This window comes from Arthrobacter sp. Leaf141 (genome assembly GCF_001424565.1).
Classification (GTDB): Bacteria; Actinomycetota; Actinomycetes; order Actinomycetales; family Micrococcaceae; genus Arthrobacter.
In genome coordinates this window covers 791843-806289 of sequence record NZ_LMOL01000005.1, presented here as the reverse complement: position 1 = coordinate 806289, position 14447 = coordinate 791843, and the positions used below count along the sequence as shown (strand labels likewise).

The 14447-nt window shown below is 63.5% G+C and carries 17 protein-coding genes; 1 reads left to right on the top strand and 16 read right to left on the bottom strand.

Going from position 1 to position 14447, the window contains the following annotated elements:
• Position 1: 1 nt before the first annotated feature.
• The 12 genes from ASF72_RS06235 to ASF72_RS06185 form a co-directional block, all read right to left on the bottom strand.
• The gene (locus ASF72_RS06235; RefSeq protein WP_050686787.1) at positions 2 to 433 is read right to left on the bottom strand and encodes a DUF2550 domain-containing protein; all 432 of its coding nucleotides are present in this window, start codon (positions 431 to 433) and stop codon (positions 2 to 4) included.
• A gap of 10 nt (positions 434 to 443) precedes the next feature.
• Positions 444 to 728 carry a F0F1 ATP synthase subunit epsilon gene (locus ASF72_RS06230; protein ID WP_050686789.1) on the bottom strand — a complete coding sequence of 95 codons (285 nt, stop codon included), beginning with the start codon at positions 726 to 728 and terminating at the stop codon, positions 444 to 446.
• A 1-nt stretch (position 729) separates the two neighbouring features.
• Positions 730 to 2184, bottom strand: a complete 1455-nt coding sequence (gene atpD / locus ASF72_RS06225; protein ID WP_050686791.1) for a F0F1 ATP synthase subunit beta — start codon at positions 2182 to 2184, stop codon at positions 730 to 732.
• 84 nt (positions 2185 to 2268) lie between these two features.
• The gene (locus ASF72_RS06220) at positions 2269 to 3159 is read right to left on the bottom strand and encodes a F0F1 ATP synthase subunit gamma (protein WP_050686793.1); all 891 of its coding nucleotides are present in this window, start codon (positions 3157 to 3159) and stop codon (positions 2269 to 2271) included.
• Between the two features lie 73 nt (positions 3160 to 3232).
• Positions 3233 to 4870: a F0F1 ATP synthase subunit alpha gene (atpA, locus tag ASF72_RS06215; protein WP_050686795.1), complete on the bottom strand. Its 1638-nt coding sequence runs from the start codon at positions 4868 to 4870 to the stop codon at positions 3233 to 3235.
• An 83-nt stretch (positions 4871 to 4953) separates the two neighbouring features.
• Positions 4954 to 5781 (bottom strand): F0F1 ATP synthase subunit delta, encoded by an 828-nt coding sequence (locus tag ASF72_RS06210; protein ID WP_050686798.1) that lies wholly within the window; start codon positions 5779 to 5781, stop codon positions 4954 to 4956.
• Positions 5781 to 6335 (bottom strand): F0F1 ATP synthase subunit B, encoded by a 555-nt coding sequence (locus ASF72_RS06205; RefSeq protein WP_050686799.1) that lies wholly within the window; start codon positions 6333 to 6335, stop codon positions 5781 to 5783. The genes ASF72_RS06210 and ASF72_RS06205 overlap by 1 nt, the downstream gene beginning before the upstream one ends.
• A gap of 46 nt (positions 6336 to 6381) precedes the next feature.
• Complete coding sequence (atpE, locus tag ASF72_RS06200; protein WP_050686800.1) at positions 6382 to 6600, bottom strand: ATP synthase F0 subunit C; 219 nt, start codon at positions 6598 to 6600, stop codon at positions 6382 to 6384.
• 110 nt (positions 6601 to 6710) lie between these two features.
• The gene (gene atpB, locus ASF72_RS06195) at positions 6711 to 7511 is read right to left on the bottom strand and encodes a F0F1 ATP synthase subunit A (protein ID WP_050686801.1); all 801 of its coding nucleotides are present in this window, start codon (positions 7509 to 7511) and stop codon (positions 6711 to 6713) included.
• Between the two features lie 81 nt (positions 7512 to 7592).
• Positions 7593 to 7931 carry a hypothetical protein gene (locus ASF72_RS20945; protein WP_082484055.1) on the bottom strand — a complete coding sequence of 113 codons (339 nt, stop codon included), beginning with the start codon at positions 7929 to 7931 and terminating at the stop codon, positions 7593 to 7595.
• On the bottom strand, positions 7924 to 8406 hold the full coding sequence (locus tag ASF72_RS06190) for a hypothetical protein (RefSeq protein ID WP_056597249.1): 483 nt from the start codon (positions 8404 to 8406) through the stop codon (positions 7924 to 7926). Before ASF72_RS06190 ends, ASF72_RS20945 begins: the two co-directional genes overlap by 8 nt.
• Before the next feature lie 95 nt (positions 8407 to 8501).
• Entirely contained in the window at positions 8502 to 9614 is a 1113-nt protein-coding gene (locus tag ASF72_RS06185; protein WP_050686803.1) for an MraY family glycosyltransferase, read from the bottom strand.
• 271 nt (positions 9615 to 9885) lie between these two features.
• On the opposite strand from ASF72_RS06185, the gene ASF72_RS06180 reads away from it, so the two are divergent.
• A complete protein-coding gene (locus tag ASF72_RS06180) occupies positions 9886 to 10782 on the top strand; it encodes a glycosyltransferase (protein ID WP_056597247.1) in 897 nt (298 codons plus the stop codon).
• A 10-nt stretch (positions 10783 to 10792) separates the two neighbouring features.
• Here the strand turns inward: ASF72_RS06180 and ASF72_RS06175 are convergent, their stop codons facing one another.
• Genes ASF72_RS06175 through prfA form a run of 4 tightly spaced genes read right to left on the bottom strand, consistent with a single transcriptional unit; the run spans position 10793 to position 14334 of the window.
• Positions 10793 to 11551, bottom strand: coding sequence for a WecB/TagA/CpsF family glycosyltransferase (locus tag ASF72_RS06175; RefSeq protein WP_050686805.1), 759 nt, complete (start codon positions 11549 to 11551; stop codon positions 10793 to 10795).
• Positions 11551 to 12363, bottom strand: coding sequence for an L-threonylcarbamoyladenylate synthase (locus ASF72_RS06170; RefSeq protein WP_050686806.1), 813 nt, complete (start codon positions 12361 to 12363; stop codon positions 11551 to 11553). The genes ASF72_RS06175 and ASF72_RS06170 overlap by 1 nt, the downstream gene beginning before the upstream one ends.
• 12 nt (positions 12364 to 12375) lie before the next feature.
• Positions 12376 to 13248, bottom strand: coding sequence for a peptide chain release factor N(5)-glutamine methyltransferase (prmC, locus tag ASF72_RS06165; RefSeq protein ID WP_050686807.1), 873 nt, complete (start codon positions 13246 to 13248; stop codon positions 12376 to 12378).
• Between the two features lie 12 nt (positions 13249 to 13260).
• Positions 13261 to 14334 (bottom strand): peptide chain release factor 1, encoded by a 1074-nt coding sequence (prfA, locus tag ASF72_RS06160; RefSeq protein ID WP_050686808.1) that lies wholly within the window; start codon positions 14332 to 14334, stop codon positions 13261 to 13263.
• Between the last annotated feature and the right edge of the window lie 113 nt (positions 14335 to 14447).

Here is a 14447-nt window from a genome sequence, read left to right as displayed (position 1 = left end):
GCTAGCGCCAGGTCCCTACGCCGATGACCGGTCCGGCTTCCAGCCACGAGGACAGGCCAGTGTAGGCATCGAACTTCATGGCGAGCCGAAGGTCCTCGCCTTCATAGCGGAGTTCAACGATCACCACATCGGGCTGGACCTTAACGGCCTCATCCTCGGTGGGTTTGCGCCGGCCCAGGAGCTCCAGGGAGCTGCGCTTGAACCGGTGCTTGGGGCGGACGCTGAGGGAAAGCAGCCGGAACCACTCCAGGTCATTGTCCTGATAACGGCAAACCCCCATCTGCCAGCTGTTTCCAGCCGTGCAAATGGAGGCGTCCACCGTGCCGAGGGCACGCCGCAGGTTGAAGCGGCGCACCCCCGAAAGGCACAGTGCAAATACCAGCAGCCCAAAAATGACTGCCATGGCGATGAACGTAATTACCGGAGCGTCCATCAGGGGCGTGCTAGCGGATCCCAGCGGTAGCCGAGCCGCCCAGCTGGGCATTGTCAGCAACGATGACGACGCGGTTGTTGTCCACGGAGAAGAATCCACCGTCAACATCCACGGCGATCCGGTCCCCGGTCACCGGCTGGATGGCCAGTTCACCTTCAGCCAGGATCGCCAGCAGGGGCGAGTGGCCGGGCAGGATTCCGATTTCACCATCGCTGGTGCGGGCCTTGACCATCTTGGCCGCTCCGGACCACACGAAGTGGTCCGCTGCGACAATCTCAACCTCAAGCTCAGCCATATTACTTGGTCTGTTCCTGGATCTTGGCCCACTGGCGCTCGACGTCATCGAGGCCGCCGACGTTGAAGAACGCCTGCTCCGCGATGTGGTCCAGATCGCCGTCGCAGATCGCCGTGAAGCCTTCGACGGTGTCCTTGATGGAAACCGTGGAGCCTTCGACGCCGGTGAACTGCTTGGCGGTGTAGGTGTTCTGGGAAAGGAACTGCTGGATGCGGCGTGCACGCGACACGACGATCTTGTCCTCTTCCGAGAGTTCGTCAACGCCGAGGATGGCGATGATGTCCTGGAGTTCCTTGTTCTTCTGCAGGATCTGCTTCACGCGGACTGCCGTGTTGTAGTGGTCCTTGCCGATGTACTGGGGATCCAGGATGCGGGAGGTCGACGTCAGCGGGTCAACGGCCGGGTACAGGCCACGGGAAGCAATTTCACGGGAAAGTTCCGTGGTTGCATCCAGGTGCGCGAAGGTCGTGGCCGGGGCCGGGTCGGTGTAGTCATCCGCGGGAACGTAGATGGCCTGCATCGAGGTGATGGAGTGGCCCTTGGTGGACGTGATGCGCTCCTGCAGGAGGCCCATCTCGTCAGCCAGGTTGGGCTGGTAGCCCACAGCGGAAGGCATGCGGCCCAGGAGGGTCGACACCTCGGAACCGGCCTGCGTGAAGCGGAAGATGTTGTCGATGAAGAGCAGCACGTCCTGGTTCTGCACATCGCGGAAGTACTCCGCCATGGTCAGTGCGGACAGGGCCACGCGGAGCCGCGTTCCCGGCGGCTCGTCCATCTGGCCGAACACAAGGGCGGTGTCCTTGAGGACGCCTGCCTCTTCCATTTCAACCCAGAGGTCGTTGCCCTCACGGGTACGCTCGCCAACACCGGCGAACACGGAGGTTCCACCGAAGTTACGGGCCACACGGGTGATCATTTCCTGGATCAGCACCGTCTTGCCCACGCCGGCGCCGCCGAACAGGCCGATCTTTCCACCCTTGATGTAAGGGGTGAGAAGGTCGATGACCTTGATGCCGGTCTCGAGCATCTCCGTGGAGCCCTCGAGGGTGGCGAACGCCGGAGCCTTGCGGTGGATGGGCCACCGTTCGGTGGTCTCCAGCTCTGCTTCGGTGACATCCAGGGGCTGGCCCAGGACGTTGAAGATGTGGCCCTTGACGCCGTCACCAACCGGAACGGAGATGGGGGCGCCGCTGTCCACCACGGACGTGCCGCGGACGAGTCCGTCGGTTGCCTGCAGGGAGATGGCGCGGATGAGGTTGTCGCCCAGGTGCTGGGAGGTCTCAAACGTGATGGTTTTGGTCTCACCGTTGAGAGTAATCTCGGTGGTGAGGGCATTGTAGATCGACGGGATTGCGTCAGCCGGGAATTCGACGTCGACAACCGGGCCGATAACGCGCGCAATGCGGCCGGTGGCACCGGACGTTGCGGCTACGTGTTCGGTAGCAGTGGCAGTCATCTCTCTCACTTCACTCAGTAGATGGCGTGGGGTTAAGTTTATCTGTTGTGGTGCAGGTCCCGCGGGAACCGGTACCGGGCCGGACTAGGACGCGAGGGCGTCCGCGCCGGCAACGATCTCGGAAAGCTCCTGCGTGATTTCGGCCTGACGGGCCGTGTTGCGCAGACGCGTGTACTTCTTGATCAGGTCCGTTGCGTTGTCGCCTGCCGACTTCATGGCGCGCTGGCGGGCGGCGAGCTCGGAAGCTGCTGCCTGCAGCATTGCTGCGAAGAGGCGGGATTCGATGTACCGCGGCAGCAGCGCGTCCAGGACGCGTTCCGTTTCCGGTTCGAACTCGTAAAGCGGCAACAGCTCCGACTCCGATGCAGCTTCCTCTTCCACTACCTCAAGGGGCAGAAGACGGATGACCGTCGGTTCCTGGGTGACCATCGACTTGAAGCGGGTGTAAACGACGTGGATCTCGTCAACGCCGCCGTCCTCGTAGTCGGCTGCGAACTCGGCGAGCAGTGCTGCACCGATTTCACGGGCCGTGGCGAACTCCGGCGCGTCGGTTCCTCCGGTCCAGACCCGTTCATAGGGCCGGTTCCGGAAGTCGAAGTAGGCCTGGGCCTTACGTCCGACGAGGTAGGTCTTGACTTCCTTGCCTTCGGCGTGGAGCAGCTCGTTGAGACCTTCCGCCTGCTTGAGGACGCTGGCCGAGTAAGAACCTGCCAATCCGCGGTCCGAGGTGATTACCAGGACTGCGGCGCGGCGGATCTGCTCCGGCTCAGTGGTCAGCGGGTGGTCGATTTCGCTTTGGCTGGCGACAGCAGAAACGGCGCGCGTGATCGCGTTCGCGTAAGGCAGTGAAGCTGCTACGCGCGCACGGGCCTTGCCGATGCGCGAGGTAGCGATCAGTTCCATCGCCTTGAAGATCTTGCGCATCGACGTGGTCGAGCTGATCTTCTGGCGGTAGACCCGAATCTGGGCTCCCATACTTATCCTTTCCTAACATTTCCCTAAACCGGTGTGCCGGACCCTGTGGGCCCGGCACACCTGTCCAGTGGAATTAGCGCTTCTGCTTGACGATTTTTTCCTGGTCAACGTCGCCACCGGAGATGGCGTCGTGTGCCTCGTGGCCTGCGCCCACCAGGTGGTTGTCGCCTTCGCCGAAGAAGCCCTTCTTGAAGTCGATGATGGACGACTTCAAGGCTGCTGCGGTGTCATCGTCCATCACGTTGGTCTGGGCCAGCGTGGTGAGGATGGAGGACTTGTGCTTGAGGTGTTCCAGGAACTCGGTCTCGAACCGGTTCACATCCTCAACGGGAACGTCATCCAGGTGGCCGTTGGTGCCGGCCCAGATGGAGACAACCTGGTCCTCGACCGGGAACGGCGAGTACTGGCCCTGCTTGAGCAGTTCCATCAGGCGGGCACCACGGGTCAGCTGCTGGCGGGAAGCCGCATCCAGGTCCGAGGCGAACATGGCAAATGCCTGCATGTCCCGGTACTGGGCGAGCTCCAGCTTCAACGTGCCGGAAACCTTCTTCATGGACTTGACCTGCGCGGCGCCACCAACGCGGGACACCGAAACGCCCACGTCGACTGCGGGTCGCTGGTTGGCGTTGAAGAGGTCCGACTGGAGGAAGATCTGCCCGTCAGTGATGGAGATGACGTTGGTCGGGATGTAGGCGGAAACGTCGTTCGCCTTGGTCTCGATCAGCGGCAGGCCCGTCATGGAACCGGCACCGAGCTCGTCGGAGAGCTTGGCACAACGCTCCAGCAGGCGGGAGTGCAAGTAGAAAACGTCGCCCGGGTAGGCTTCGCGTCCCGGCGGACGGCGCAGCAGCAGTGACACTGCGCGGTAGGCCTCAGCCTGCTTGGAAAGGTCATCAAACACGATGAGGACGTGCTTGCCGCCGTACATCCAGTGCTGGCCGATCGCCGAACCGGCGTAGGGGGCCAGGTACTTGAAGCCTGCGGGGTCGGATGCGGGAGACGCCACAATGGTGGTGTATTCCAGCGCGCCGTTGTCCTCGAGGGTCTGGCGGACAGCGGCAATGGTGGATGCCTTCTGGCCGATCGCCACGTAGATGCAGCGGACCTGCTTGGTCACGTCACCGGAAGCCCAGTTGGCCTTCTGGTTGATGATGGTGTCGATCGCGATTGCGGACTTGCCGGTCTGGCGGTCACCGATGATCAGCTGGCGCTGGCCGCGGCCGATCGGGATCATGGCGTCGATGGCCTTGAGTCCGGTCTGCATGGGCTCGTGCACAGACTTGCGCTGGGTCACACCGGGAGCCTGGAGTTCCAGGGCACGGGTGGTCTCAGCCTTGATTTCGCCGAGGTCATCGATGGGCACGCCCAGCGGGTCCACAACGCGGCCCAGGAATGCGTCGCCCACGGGGACGGACAGAACCTGTCCGGTGCGGTGGACTTCCTGGCCTTCTTCGATGCCGGTGAAGTCACCGAGTACGATCACGCCGATTTCGCGGACGTCAAGGTTCTGGGCCAGGCCCAGCGTGCCGTCCTCGAAGCGAAGCAGCTCGTTCGCCATGACCGAGGGAAGGCCCTCAACACGGGCGATGCCGTCACTTGCGGTGGTTACGCGGCCGACCTCTACGCGTTCTGCGTTTCCGGGTTCGTAGGACGCCGCGAACTCGTTCAGCGCATTACGGACGTCGTCGGCGTTGATGGTCAATTCGGCCATCTGCAGTCCCTGCTCTCCTGTTTTCGTGATCATCGTTGCTCACGATGACCGGGGTTTGTATCAGTGTGGTTGTGCTTGTCCGGCTAGCCGGCCAGCTGGCGTTGCAGTGAACCCAGGCGGGTGAGGACGGAAGCGTCGAGCACTTCATCCCCCACCTGGACACGGATGCCGCCAATCAGTGCGGGGACAACGGTGAGGTTGACCTTCAGTTCGCGTCCGTACATGGCATTCAGGCCCGCCTGGAGGCGGTCCAGCTGCGTGTGGGACAGCGGCTGTGTGACGCTGACGGTGGCAATCCAGCGCTGCTGTCGCTTGGCGGCCAGTTCAGCGAACCGCCCTACCAGCCGCGACGGCTTGACGCCGCGGGGCTGCGTGACAGCCTGCTTGATGAGGATTTTTGCTTCCTCACTTGCGCCGGGCACCAGCCGCTCAACGAGGGTGGCTTTAGCAGCAGCACTTGCCTGCGGCTCGGACAAGGCACGCTGTACCTCGTGGTTGGAGGCAACAGTCTGGTTGAAGGAGAACAGATCGTTCTCCAGCTCTTCCAGGCCGGAGATTCCGGAGGCAGAAACGGCGGACTTGTTTTCAGCAACGGAAATGACCACCGTTGCGGCAAGGGTCTCGAGTGCATCGCCGATGTCGCGTGCGGCTGCCCAGCGTGAGCTGGCCAATCCGGCTGCGACGTCAGCAGCATCAGCGGAGACTTTCCCGCCAACAAGCTGCCTGACCAGCGCCGACTTCTCGTCACCTGAGCGGGACGGGTCAGTCAAGGCGCGGCGCAAGCCAGCCGAGCTGTCCACCGTTCCCAGAATTCCGAAGAGTTCCTTTGCCAACTGAAGCGACGCCGTCGGAAGTTTTGCTTCCAGACCTGCCAGCGCTGTTGCCAGCGATTCGCTCGATACGCCTGCCATTACTTCGCAGCACCCGCGTTCTGGTTCTCCAGATCTGCCAGGAAGCGGTCAACAACGCGGGCTGAACGCTCGTCATCGTTGAGTGCTTCGCCGACAATGCGTCCTGCCAGCGTGGTGGCAAGCGTGCCCACCTCTGCACGCAGGGACACGACGGCGGCCTGGCGCTCGGACTCGATCTGGGCGTGGGCCTGAGCGGTGATGCGGGCAGACTCTGCGCCCGCCTTCTCCTTCAGGTCAGCCAGGATCTGTGCGCCTTCGGCACGTGCTTCCTCACGGATGCGGTTGGCTTCGGCGCGGGCGTCCGTCAGCTGCTGCTTGTACTCTTCGAGTGCAGCAGAGGCCTCGGCCTGGGCCTTCTCAGCCTTGGCGATGCCGCCTTCAATGGCTTCGGCGCGCTCGGCGAAGGTCTTCTCGAACATCGGGACAACAAACTTGACCACGATGAACATAAGAATGACGAAGCCAACCAGGACAACGCCCATTTCCCAAACGTTGGGAACGAGGGGGTTAACCTCTTCGCCTTCAGTGGCGGCTGAGATGATCAGCTGATTCATGTTTCACCCGTCCTTATCTACTCGGTTCTAATGTCCGCTTCGGTTCTCAGGAGAGAACGAAGGCGAAGACCAGGCCGAGGATGGCGAGGGCTTCAGTCAGCGCGAGGCCGAGGAATGCGATCGGCTGCAGGACGCGCTGGGCTTCCGGCTGGCGTGCCACACCGTTGATGTACGCGGCGAACACGAGACCAACACCGATACCACCGCCGATTGCGGAGAGACCGTAACCGATGAGGTTGATTGAGCCGTTGATGGAGCCTTCCATTTTTCTTCCTTTCAAGATGCCACCCATGTGGCAGGTTGTTTGGGTTGCTTCATCCCCGCGAGGGGAAGTCTTTTGGGTGCCTTCAGGCCGTGCGCCGTGCGGCGCTGCGGCTAGTGGCTGTCGGCGTGAAGTGCGCCTTCAATGTAGATCGCGGTCAGCAGGGTAAAGACATAGGCCTGCAGGACCATGATCAGGGCTTCAAGCATGTACATGGCGATGGCGCCTGCCAGGACCAGGACCGAGGTGCCCTGCAGCAGGATGTTCTCCTGCGACACAAGGAACTCGATGCCGTAGCCGGCGATCATCACAATCAGGTGTCCTGCGAGCATGGTGGCGAACAGACGGAGGCTGTGCGTCACCGGGCGGACAATGAAGTTCGAGATGATCTCGATCGGGATAACGATCGGCAGGATGTACCACGGAACCCCGGAAGGAACGGTTGCCAGTTTGAAGTAGCGGATGCCGTTCTTCTTGAGGCCGATGATCAGCCAGGTGAAGTAGACGATCCCCGCCAGAACGTAAGCGCCGCCGACGTGCGAGAACGTGGGGAGCTGGAAGAACGGAATGGCGCCGTAGATGTTGTTCACCAGGATGAAGAAGAACAGGCTGAACAGCAGCGGGACGTACTTGATGAAGTCCTTGCCGCCGATGATGTCCTTGGCGATTCCGTTGCGGACGAAGCCGTAGGCGGCCTCTCCGGCGAACTGGAGCTTGCCGGGTACCAGCTGTCCCTTGCGTGCGGCAAGCACGAAGAAGACGGCGATAAAGACGACGGAGAGGAGGACCAGCAGCATCTGCTTGGAGAATCCCTCTGCGGCACCCCACGGCAGGATTGCCGGCAAATGCATTTCGTTAATACCAGGAGGAGTAAACTCTCCTGAATCTTGGGCCGGGAGCGCAAGCGCGATCAACGCGTTTCCTCTCTGCAGTGTCCATCATTGGGCGTTGGGCGGGGACCGGCGGCCTGATGGCCTGCTGCTCCCCCTGTGAAATTATTTGGCATTAGTGTTGCCGTCCTTGGACGGCCCGCTGGCAGCACGGTGATCCCCAGCTTTTTCTCGGGAACTGGTGAGACCATGCATGTGGGAAAGGTAAAAACCTCCGAGGGCTCCAAGCAGAGCGCCTGCGAGCACAATCCAGCGCGTTCCCCACAGATTATCCAGTCCCCACCCTATCAAACTCCAGACGATGATTCCGCCAATGATGTAGCTGAATACGGCGATTCCAGCGTTGTAACCGCCGTCCCTGCCGTTCTCTGATACACCGGGTGCGGAGACACCGCGGCCGCGGGTGCGGAGGCGTCCGCTGCGGGCGTTGTTCGGGTCACGCATCGGCTGGTCCCTTGCTTTCGGGGTCGTTGTAGATCTGGAGGCGGGCTTTGCTGAAACCGTAGATTTCGGCGGCCTGCCACAGGACCACGGTGGCCACGGCGCTGATGACGAACCACCGGCCGTCAAGCCACTCGGGGGCTCCGACGATGAAAAGGACCGCGGCGAAGCCCACCACCTTGATGAAATAGGTGGCGACAAAAACGCCGATTGCTCCGGCTGGATTGTTACGTCCCACGAAGTGGCCCACCAGCAGGCTGATGCCGAAGAACAGCATCACCAGCACTCCCCCGTACAGGCTGGACAGCCCTCCGTGGGGACCCACGAAGAGGATGGCCACCAGGGAGCAGCTGACGACGGCGGCCGAACCGGCCAGCGCGCTGAGCTTAAGAAGGTGCAGCCACAGTGATTTCGTGGGACCCGAAGCGCCAACGGGTGAGTTGCCGGACGCGGGTCCGGACTCGGCGTTGGAGGTCATTAGATCCCAATCGTCGGCGCCTGATGGCTGGTGTGGAGGGCAGCTCAAGGCTGCCCCTAAATTCTACACGAGATAGAAATAATTCCTGACCCGCTTTATGCCCGCGTGCTTTCGCCACGTCGGGTCAGGTAAGGCCATGCTGTCACCAGCGCCATGGCCAGCGTGGCGAAGATGTCCACGGTCAGGACAATCTGCCAGGGGAAAACGGCGAACGCCAGGCCCCCGAAGGACAGCACGGCGGTCCAAAGGTAGAGCAGGATTACTGCCGTGCGGTGCGAGTAGCCGATGTCCAGGAGTTTGTGGTGCAGGTGGCCGCGGTCCGCGGTCCACGGCGAACGCCCACGTGCGGTCCTTCGGATGACTGCCAGCCCGAGGTCAAGCAGCGGCAGGAACAGCACCGCAAACGGCAGCAGGATGGGGATGACGGTTGAGATGCCGTTGACCCTGTCATAGAGCCCGGACGTGATCTGGCCCGTGGACACAACACCGGCCGAAGCCATCAGCAGGCCGATCAGCATGGCACCGGAGTCGCCCATGAAGATCTTCGACGGGAACCAGTTGTGCGGCAGGAACCCCAGGCAACTGCCCACCAGGACCGCAGTGAGCAGCGTGGCAAGGTCGGAATAGTCCAGCAGGACGGCGTTCCGGTGCACCCAGTAGGCAGTGAAGAAGAACGCAGCTCCGCCTATGACGGCGACACCTGCAGCCAGGCCATCCAGCCCGTCGATGAAGTTGAAGGCGTTCATACTGACCACTATCAGCCCCGCCGTGAGCACCACCCTGAGCGTGTTGTTCTCCAGGTAGATGGGTTCGGGAATCCAGGGGACGATTGTCATCTGGACACCCCAGACTGCCACCACCAGGCCGGCCACGCTTTGGCCGATCAGCTTGACCCACCAGCGGATATCGAGCAGGTCGTCCGCCACCCCGATCAGGACGATGATTGCCGCGCCGGCCAGGACACCCCAGGGCTGGAAGTTGTTCCGGTAGATGTCCTTAACGAAGAACGACTGGCTGGCCACCACCAGGGCCACAAGCACGCCAAGGAAGATGGCAACCCCGCCCAGGCGTGAGACCGGAATGGAGTGCATGTCACGGCTGCGGATGGGCAGGTGAAGTTCGAGCCGGTGGCCCACGATCCTGGCGCCCCACGTGGCCGCGTAGGAAACGACGGCTGCCGTCAGGCCCATCAGCAGGTACATGATCATGGGGAGGCGGCCGTTTCGACAGATGGCATAATGGCCCCCCGCAGCGGCTGCGGCTGGTTGTTCCCGCGTGGGCTCACTGGCCGGAAATCTGTTCTTCGATAAATGAAACTCTCCGTCGCCGGGCGCGCAGCAGGCAGTTCTTGGTGCCTTACACGGCTGTATTACAGTGGACTCTAGTCAAAGATACTAGCGCCAACAGCTTCATGGCTTCGCGCCACACTGGCGCACAGCGAACGGGGACATCCCTGGCAGCCATGCTGAAAGGACCCCCATGACCCCCCGCGTGGCAGTTGCCGCCGTAACTTTCGACAGGCCCAAAGAGCTTGCCGTGCTCTTGTCCGCCATCAATGCCCAGACCGCCGCTGTGGACACCATCTGCCTCGTGGACAGCGGCACAACGCCGGCCCGCAGCATTGCCGCCGGCCATGCCAATGTGGACTATGTCCGCTCCGAAGCCAATCTCGGTGGCGCCGGCGGTTTTGCCCTCGCCGCCCTGAAAGCGGTGGCCAGTGGCGCCCGCTGGATCTGGATGATGGACGACGACGCCGAGCCCGCAGATCCCGAATGCCTTGCCACCCTGCTCCGCGAGGCAGAAGCCCGCGACCTCGAAGCAGTGGTCCCCTTGGTGACAGCGCCCGGCAAACCCGACCGGTTGTCGTTTTTCTTCCGGCTGGACGGCAAGGTCACCCATGACCGTGCAGAGGTGGAGCAGTTGGGGTTCCTGCCCAACGACGGGCATTTCTTCAACGGTGCCCTGATCCGCTCGGATGTCTTCTTCAAGGTCGGACTCCCCGATATGCGGCTGTTCATCCGGGGCGACGAAGTGGACTTCACCCTGCGGCTGCGGCAGGCCGGCATCAGGTTCGGCACCGTCACCACCACCTCGATCACGCACCCGCACGCCTTTGAAGAAACGCAGCACGTTTTTGGCGCCCGGTGGCACGTCATCGTTCCGGAGTCGGCGTTCAAGCGCTACTACTACTACCGGAACCGCGGGTACCTGATCAGGCGCTATTTCCGGGTCAAGTCCCTCGTGGCGGACGTGGGCGGCTACCTGGGCTACTTCCTGCAGCGCCGGGACCTCCCCGGGCTGATGTCCTGGGCCAAGGCGTTCAGCGCAGGGCTCCGCGGCAAGGGCTTCGCCCCGTTGGAGGACCAGAAGTTCTAGGCGCCCGCCCCTACGGCCGGCGCTCCAAGCGGCGGCCGGCCAGCAGCCACAGCAGGACCCACGGTTCAACCAGCACCCGGTAAGCCACCCGGCGGGGATGCAACACCAGCCGCCAGGCCCATTCGAGGCCCAGCCGGCCAAGCCAGCGGGGAGCAAGCTTCTGCGTCCCGGCAAGCTGGTCAATGGCTCCGCCTACCGCGCAGTACACGGCCGGCGGCAGGTCGGCGAGCCTGCGCTGCAGCACTTCTTCCTGCAACGGCATGCCCAGACCCAGCAGGACCAGTTGGGGCGCCTCACGCTGCAGCCACGTGACAGCTTCATCTTCCCGGGCGGTGTCCCAGCCTGCTCCTGGGAAACCGGTCACGCGGGCACCGGGCACGATCGACTCGAGCATGGTGACTGCCCCGGCATTGGCATCGGCCCCGGCACCCACCACGGCGATCCGTTGCAGGCCGGCCACGCCGCCCAGGGCCGGGAGCCAGTCAGTGGATCCCAGCCTGTAGTCCATGACAGGTCCCTGGGCCTTGCCGGTCCGGCCCCACAGCCACAGCACTGGCGCGCCGTCCAGCAGCACCACGTCACTGCGCTCGTACAGCGCGCGGAAACCATTGTCCTGCAGCGTCAGCGTCACACTGTGCAGGTTGTGGCCCAGGATGGTCCTGGTGGACCCCTCGCTGATGAATCCGCCCAGGACATCCACCAGGTCAGGAACCCGCAAGGGAGTGGCATCGACTCCCAGGCCGGGAACCCTTTGGCGGTCCGGCAACATCAGGATCCGGACGTCCGCTCCGGCGCGTCGGCCGGCGGGACGTCGGCGGTCACTGCTGCGGCCGCTGTTCCATTGCCCGTTTCATCAACGGCGCCGTCGGCCGGTTCGTCAACAGTTTCAGTCGCCGGTTCGTCAATTTCGGCCATGGGGATCTCGCCCAGGCCCAGGACACCCGGCACGTGCTCCCGGAGCCGGTCGAGGCTCACGGCGCCGTTACGGACCACCCGAAGCAGCGGCCCCGTGGCGTCAACGATTGTCGATGCCACCGCGGCGTCCCCAGCCAGGGGCCGGAAGCCGCCTTCCAGGTAAACCTCCACGGACTCTGCCAGCTGCTCGCGGGCATCCGCCGCCGTCTGGGCTGGTGCGTGGCCGGTCCGGTTGGCCGAAGACACCGCCAACGGGCCCGTCAGTGTGAGGAGTTCCTGCGCAATGTCGTCGGCAGGCATCCGCAGCGCCACAGTTCCCTTGGTCTCCCCCAGGTCCCAGTCCAGAGACGGCTGGGCGTGCAGGATCAGGGTGAGCCCGCCGGGCCAGAAAGCCTCGGCAAGCTTGCGGGCATCCGCGGAGACGTCCGTGGCCAGCCCGTCCAAAGCGTTGATGCGGGGTATCAGCACGGGCGGCGGCATGGCCCGGCTGCGTCCCTTGGACGCCAGGAGCATGGTGACGGCCTGGGCCGAAAACGCGTCAGCAGCGATCCCGTAGACGGTGTCCGTAGGGAACACCACCACTTTCTTCTCGCTGATGGCACGCTGGGCGTGCTCCAGGCCGGCCGCGCGCTGATCGTCCGTGGTGCAGTTATAGGTTGTGGTCACTGGCCTATTCTTTCATTCCAAACTGGGAGGATCCGCCAAAAAGGCGGTGGTGGCGCGGTCCTTGCCGTTCAGGTCCTGATGGGACGTGATGCCGGTCCAGGACCCCTGCCGGGCCAGCATGGCGGCAATCCACCCTGACTGGACCTCTGCATGCTCCATCACAAAGTAGCCGCCCGGCCGCAGCAGCCGGGCAGCGGAGGCAGCGGCCGCCGTCGGAAGCTCCATGCCGTCCGCGCCGCCGCCGTACAGCGCTTCCGGCGGATCGTGCAACGCCACTTCGGGTTCGTTCGGGACGGCTTCCGCCGGAATATAGGGCGGGTTGGAGACCACCACGTCAAACGTGCCGTTCAGCTCCGGGAGGGCCGTGCGCAGGTCGCCCTGCACCAGGTTCACTCCCAGGGGCTCGAGGTTCCTTGCTGCCCACGCGTGGGCAAATGCGCTGTATTCCACGGCGTGGACTTCGGCAGCGGGGACTTCCGCGGCGATGGATCCCGCGATCGCACCGGAGCCCGTGCCCAGGTCCACCACACGAGGATGAGCGACGTCCCGGATGTGGTCAATCACCAACTGGACCACGGATTCGGTTTCGGGGCGCGGAATGAACACGCCGGGACCAACCGCCAGTTCCAGGTAGCGGAAGTAAGCCACTCCCGTGATGTGCTGCAGGGGAACCCGGGAGGCACGCTCCGCGATCAGCGCCGCATAGCCATCAGGCGCCGGGGTGTCGCCCAACAGCAAGGCCCGCAGCCGGCCCAGGCCGACGTTGAGGAGGTGGTCGGCGAGGAGTTCTGCGTCCACGCGGGGGCTGGGGACGCCAGCCGCCGCCAGTATCCGGGTGGCCTCACTGACGGCGGCGGCGAGCGTTTGGTCGGGCCCGATGGTCATCGCGGAAGTGGACTAGTCGCCGATGGCGTCCAGGCGCGCCTGTTCGTCCATCTCGATGGCGGACTGAATCACAGACTCCAGGTCACCGTTCATCACCTGGTCAAGGTTGTAGGCCTTGTAGCCCGTTCGGTGGTCGGCGATCCGGTTTTCCGGGTAGTTGTAGGTGCGGATGCGCTCCGATCGGTCCATGGTGCGGATCTGCGATTTGCGCTGCGCGGAGTTCTCGGCGTCGATGATCTCCTGCTGGTGGGCCAGGATCCGGGCGCGGAGCACACGCATGCCTGCCTCGCGGTTCTGCAGCTGGGACTTTTCGTTCTGCATGGCCACCACAATGCCGGTGGGCAGGTGGGTAATGCGGACAGCGGAGTCCGTGGTGTTAACGGACTGTCCACCGGGGCCCGACGACCGGTACACGTCGATTTTTAGGTCGTTCTGGTTGATGTCCAGTTCCTCGGGCTCGTCCACTTCGGGAAGGACCAGCACACCGGCTGCGGACGTGTGGATCCGGCCCTGGGACTCCGTGACGGGAACCCGCTGGACGCGGTGGACGCCGCCCTCGAACTTCAGCCGGGCGAAGACGCCTTCAGCGGGATCATTGGAGCTGCCCTTGACGGCAACCTGGACATCCTTGTAACCGCCCAGGTCCGACTCGGTGGCGGAGATGATCTCCGTCTTCCAGCCGCGGGACTCGGCGTAGCGGGTGTACATCCGCAGCAGGTCCGCTGCGAACAGGGCAGCCTCGTCGCCACCCTCGCCACCCTTGACTTCAAGGATCACGTTGCGTGCGTCGTCCGGGTCACGCGGGATCAGCAGCCGCGTGAGCTTGGCGGCCGCAACTTCCAGCGCAGCCTCCAGCTCGGGTACCTCGGCGGCAAACTCAGGGTCCTCGGCGGCCATTTCCCGGGCTGCGGAAAGGTCATCGCTGATGCCCTCCCACCGGTGGTAAGCCTCCACGATGCCGTTAAGCTGCGCGGACCGCCGCCCCAGCTTCCGGGCCAGCCGCTGGTCAGCATAAACAGCGGGATCCCCAAGCTGCGCCTGGATGGCATCATGCTCATCAAGCAGGCCCTGTACGGACTCAAACATTTTCAAAACCTCTTTCGACTCTCACAAGTCTAGTAACGACACCATTAACTTGACCGCTGCTGGCGACTTAACGACGAAGCCGCACGGATTTTCCGCCCCGGGAGTGGCATCGG

Bases quoted from the DNA above. Each gene is read 5' to 3' on its own strand.
- ASF72_RS06180 (WP_056597247.1), top strand. From the start codon at position 9,886: ATGACCCCCCGCGTGGCAGTTGCCGCCGTAACTTTCGACAGGCCCAAA.
- atpA (WP_050686795.1), bottom strand. From the start codon at position 4,870: ATGGCCGAATTGACCATCAACGCCGACGACGTCCGTAATGCGCTGAAC.
- ASF72_RS06220 (WP_050686793.1), bottom strand. From the start codon at position 3,159: ATGGGAGCCCAGATTCGGGTCTACCGCCAGAAGATCAGCTCGACCACG.
- ASF72_RS06185 (WP_050686803.1), bottom strand. From the start codon at position 9,614: ATGATCATGTACCTGCTGATGGGCCTGACGGCAGCCGTCGTTTCCTAC.
- ASF72_RS06190 (WP_056597249.1), bottom strand. From the start codon at position 8,406: ATGACCTCCAACGCCGAGTCCGGACCCGCGTCCGGCAACTCACCCGTT.
- ASF72_RS20945 (WP_082484055.1), bottom strand. From the start codon at position 7,931: ATGCGTGACCCGAACAACGCCCGCAGCGGACGCCTCCGCACCCGCGGC.
- ASF72_RS06230 (WP_050686789.1), bottom strand. From the start codon at position 728: ATGGCTGAGCTTGAGGTTGAGATTGTCGCAGCGGACCACTTCGTGTGG.
- ASF72_RS06175 (WP_050686805.1), bottom strand. From the start codon at position 11,551: ATGTTGCCGGACCGCCAAAGGGTTCCCGGCCTGGGAGTCGATGCCACT.
- ASF72_RS06210 (WP_050686798.1), bottom strand. From the start codon at position 5,781: ATGGCAGGCGTATCGAGCGAATCGCTGGCAACAGCGCTGGCAGGTCTG.
- prfA (WP_050686808.1), bottom strand. From the start codon at position 14,334: ATGTTTGAGTCCGTACAGGGCCTGCTTGATGAGCATGATGCCATCCAG.
- ASF72_RS06205 (WP_050686799.1), bottom strand. From the start codon at position 6,335: ATGAATCAGCTGATCATCTCAGCCGCCACTGAAGGCGAAGAGGTTAAC.
- atpE (WP_050686800.1), bottom strand. From the start codon at position 6,600: ATGGAAGGCTCCATCAACGGCTCAATCAACCTCATCGGTTACGGTCTC.
- atpD (WP_050686791.1), bottom strand. From the start codon at position 2,184: ATGACTGCCACTGCTACCGAACACGTAGCCGCAACGTCCGGTGCCACC.
- prmC (WP_050686807.1), bottom strand. From the start codon at position 13,248: ATGACCATCGGGCCCGACCAAACGCTCGCCGCCGCCGTCAGTGAGGCC.
- ASF72_RS06235 (WP_050686787.1), bottom strand. From the start codon at position 433: ATGGACGCTCCGGTAATTACGTTCATCGCCATGGCAGTCATTTTTGGG.